This window comes from Saccharomonospora iraqiensis subsp. iraqiensis, from assembly GCF_000430445.1.
In the GTDB taxonomy this organism is placed as follows: domain Bacteria; phylum Actinomycetota; class Actinomycetes; order Mycobacteriales; family Pseudonocardiaceae; genus Saccharomonospora; species Saccharomonospora iraqiensis.
In genome coordinates this window covers 201,514-205,183 of the sequence record NZ_KE387084.1, presented here as the reverse complement: position 1 = coordinate 205,183, position 3,670 = coordinate 201,514, and the positions used below count along the sequence as shown (strand labels likewise).

The following is a 3,670-nucleotide window of genomic DNA, read 5'->3' as shown; positions in this document are numbered from 1 at the left end:
CCGCCCGGGCTCGCCGCGCGCCGTGGCCGCCTCGGCCGCCGCGGCGACCGCGTCCTCCGAGAGTCCGGCCAGCTCGGCCTCGTCGGACACCAGCACGGCCGACTCGTTCGTGTCGGCCAGCAGGTTGTCCTGGAACCGGGTGGACAGCGCCGACAGGCGTTCGTTCAGCGCCCGCAGCCGCGCCTGGTCGTCGGCGCCGAGTCCGGCACCGGCGCGCCGGAAGTCCCGGTGGTAGCGGCGCAGCAGCCACGCCGACTCCTCGTCGAGGTCCAGCGACTCCCGCCGCCGGTACAGCTCGTCGATCCGGGCGAACAGGTCCGCGTCCAGGTGCACCGCGTCGGCGTGCGCGGCCAGCCGGGGCGCGACCTCGGCCTGCACCCGGCGCAGGTCGTCGTCGGTGTGCGAGGCCACGAGGTTGAAGAAGGTCTGCGAGACCCGGTTCAGCAGTTCCCCGGAACGCTCCAGCGCCACGATCGTGTTGTCGAACGTGGGCGGCTCCGGGTTCGCCGCGACGGCGGCCACCTCGTCGGCGTGGGCGGCCATGCCCGCCTCGAACGCGGGTGCGAAGTCCCCGGCCGTGATCCGGTCGAACGGGGGCAGTTCGTAGGGCAGCCCACTCGGCGTCAGCAGTGGATTCTCCCGGCCGGTCACGCGCGGTCCTTCCCTCCGGTCGTGCCCCCGACCTCGGCGTCGGAGGACAGTGTGCGGCGACGTCGTCTCTTCTTCCGCGGCTTCTCCGGCACCACGCCGCTGAGGTCCCCGCCGTGGTCGTTGAGCCGCAGCACGAACGGGCGGGTCTCGGTGTAGCGGATCACCGAGACCGACGCGGGGTCGACCACGAGCCGTTGGAACGCGTCGAGGTGCTGGCCGAGCGCGTCGGCGAGCACGGCCTTGAGGACGTCGCCGTGGCTGCACAACGCCCACACCGCGTGTTCACCGTGCTCGGCGGTGATCCGCGCGTCGTGCTCGCGCACCGCCGCCACCGCGCGGGCCTGCATCTGCGCCAGCCCTTCCCCGCCGGGGAACACCGCCGCCGACGGATGGGACTGCACCACCCGCCACAACGGTTCCTTCGCCAGGGTCTTCAGCTCCCGGCCGGTCCAGTCGCCGTAGTCCACCTCGGACAGGCGGGACTCCGAGCGGCGCTCCAGGTCCCGGTGCCGGGCCAGCGGGGCCACCGTCTGCCGGCACCGCAGCAGCGGCGAGGTCACGATCGCCGCCAGGGGCACCCCGGCCAACCGGTCCACCAGGCCCTCGGCCTGCCCGCGGCCGGTGGCGTCCAGGTCCACCCTCGGGCTGCGGCCCGCGAGGACGCCGGCCCCGTTCGCGGACGAGCGGCCGTGCCGCAGCAGGATCACCGTACCCACACCGGCCACCCTACGGGGTCACTGCTGACCTTCGACCACGACCGGCCCCGCGTCGGGGTCGAGCACGCCGGTGAACACCAGCGCGAGCACCAGCAGCCCGAGCACCACCCGGTAGATCACGAACGGGGTGAAGCTGTTCTTCCGGATGTAGTTCATCAGCCACGCGATCACCGCGTAGCCGACGCCGAACGAGACGACGGTGGCCAGCACCGTGGGCCCGACCCCGGGCGCGGAGCCGTCGCCGATGTCGGTGAGCTTGTAGAAACCGGAGGCCAGCACGGCGGGCACCGCCAGCAGGAACGCGTACTCGGCGGCGTCGGCGCGCTTGTAGCCGAGCAGCAGCCCGCCGGTGATCGTGCCGCCGGAGCGGGACACACCCGGGATGAGCGCGAACGCCTGCGCGAGGCCGTACCCGAGGCCGTGCGGCACCGTGAGCTGGTCCAGCTCGCGCTGTTTGCTGCCGATCCGGTCGGCCACCCACAGCAGGATGCCGAACACGATCAGGGTGAGCGCGGTCAGCCGCAGGTCGCGGAACACGCTCTCGATCTGCTCCTCGAACAGCAGGCCGAGCACCCCGACCGGGATCGAGCCGACAATGATCAGCCAGCCCATCCGGGCGTCCGGGTCGCCCCGGTAGTCCGGCCGGGTCAGCGACAGGGACCAGTTCCGCAGGATGCGGCCGATCTTGCGGCTGAAGTAGAGCAGCACCGCCAGCTCGGTGCCGATCTGGGTGACGGCGGTGAACGCCGCGCCCGGATCGTCCCACCCGGCGAAGGCCGCGGTGATCCGCACGTGCGCGCTGGACGAGATGGGCAGGAACTCGGTCAGCCCCTGCACCAGGCCCAGGACGAGGGCTTCGAACCAGCCCATCTCAGGCCACCCCGGACCGTTCGAGCGCGCGGACGGCGGTGCGCAGCGTCTCGGCCCCGGCGGCCGGGTCCACGAACGGCGCGACGGTCAGCGTGGTCACCCCCGCCGCGGCGAAGGCGGCCATCCGCTCGGCGATCCGGTCGGTGGGGCCGAGCAGCGAGGTCGCGTCCAGGAACTCCAGCGGCACCGCCGCCATCGCCCCCTCGTAGTCGCGGGCCAGGTACTTCTCCTGCACCTCGGCGGCGGCGTCGGCGAAGCCCATCCGGCAGGCCAGCCGGTTGTAGAAGTTGCGGTCCCGACTGCCCATGCCGCCGAGGTACAGCGCCGCGTAGGCGCGCACCGAGTCGGCACACACCCGCCAGTCGTCGCCGGGCACCAGCGGCACGGTGGGGGCGATGTCCAGCGCGTCGAGTCCGCGTCCCGCCTTCTCCGCCCCGGCGCGGAGGTGGTCGAGCTGGGTGGCGGCGTGTTCCGGGGAGAAGAACACCGGCAGCCAGCCGTCGGCGATCTCGCCGGTGAGTTCCAGGTTGCGCGGCCCGATCGCGGCCAGGTACGTGGGGATGCGCTCGCGCACCGGGTGTACCGTCAGCCGCAGCGCCTTGCCGGGGCCCTCCGGCAGCGGCAGCGTGAAGTGGTCGCCGTCGTAGCGCACCTTCTCCCGCCGCAGCGCCGTGGACACGATGTCGACGTACTCGCGGGTGCGGGCCAGCGGGGCGGTGAACCGCACCCCGTGCCAGCCCTCGGACACCTGCGGTCCGGACACGCCCAGCCCGAGCCGGAACCGCCCCTGCGACAGGGTGTCCAGGGTGGCCGCCGTCATCGCCGTGGCCGCCGGGGTGCGGGCGGGGATCTGCAGCACCGCGCTGCCGATGTCGACCGACGAGGTCTGCGCCGCGACCCACGCCAGCACCGTGGGCGCGTCCGAGCCGTAGGCCTCCGCGACCCACACCACCGAGAACCCGAGTTCGTCCGCCTGCTTGGCCATCGCCAGGTTGGAGGCGTCGTTGCCCGCGCCCCAGTAGCCGAGATTCAGTCCCAATCGCACGGGGTCCGACACTATCGGCCCCGTCCCGGGCGCCGGCGACACGCCTTCGTCACCGGTGCCGGACACGGTCGATAGGCTCACCCCCATGGAAAGCCGTCAGCTCGGCACCTCCGGTCTGCGGGTGTCCCGCCTGGGGCTGGGCACCCTGTCCTGGGCGCGCAGCGCCGACACCGAGGACGCCGCCAACCAGCTCGCGGCGTTCGTCGACGCGGGCGGCACCCTGGTCGACACCGCCGACCTCTACGCCGACGGCGAGGTCGAACGGACGCTCGGGACGCTGCTGGGGAAGGTCGTGCCCCGGGACCGGGTGGTGCTGGCCACGAAGGCCGCCGCCCGCCGGGCCGACGGGCCGTTCGGTGGGGGCGCCTCGCGCGGCTCCCTGCTCGCG

4 protein-coding genes and 1 pseudogene are annotated in these 3,670 nt (G+C 73.5%); 1 reads left to right on the top strand and 4 read right to left on the bottom strand.

Going from position 1 to position 3,670, the window contains the following annotated elements; genetic code table 11:
• The 4 genes and pseudogenes from ACTIR_RS26545 to ACTIR_RS0110765 form a co-directional block, all read right to left on the bottom strand.
• A pseudogene (locus ACTIR_RS26545) lies at positions 1 to 651 on the bottom strand (M3 family metallopeptidase); the annotation flags it as partial.
• Positions 648 to 1,367 carry a histidine phosphatase family protein gene (locus tag ACTIR_RS0110775; protein WP_026454290.1) on the bottom strand — a complete coding sequence of 240 codons (720 nt, stop codon included), beginning with the start codon at positions 1,365 to 1,367 and terminating at the stop codon, positions 648 to 650. The pseudogene ACTIR_RS26545 and the gene ACTIR_RS0110775, both read right to left, overlap by 4 nt.
• Positions 1,368 to 1,385: 18 nt before the next feature.
• Positions 1,386 to 2,237, bottom strand: a complete 852-nt coding sequence (locus ACTIR_RS0110770) for an undecaprenyl-diphosphate phosphatase (RefSeq protein WP_026454289.1) — start codon at positions 2,235 to 2,237, stop codon at positions 1,386 to 1,388.
• A gap of 1 nt (position 2,238) precedes the next feature.
• A complete protein-coding gene (locus ACTIR_RS0110765) occupies positions 2,239 to 3,282 on the bottom strand; it encodes an LLM class F420-dependent oxidoreductase (protein WP_026454288.1) in 1,044 nt (347 codons plus the stop codon).
• Positions 3,283 to 3,367: 85 nt separating this feature from the next.
• On the opposite strand from ACTIR_RS0110765, the gene ACTIR_RS0110760 reads away from it, so the two are divergent.
• Positions 3,368 to 3,670: aldo/keto reductase (locus ACTIR_RS0110760; RefSeq protein ID WP_026454287.1), on the top strand; the 303-nt coding region annotated here is incomplete at its 3' end.

Excerpts from the sequence above, each read along its gene's own strand:
- ACTIR_RS0110770 (WP_026454289.1), bottom strand. The coding sequence starts at position 2,237 with ATGGGCTGGTTCGAAGCCCTCGTCCTGGGCCTGGTGCAGGGGCTGACC.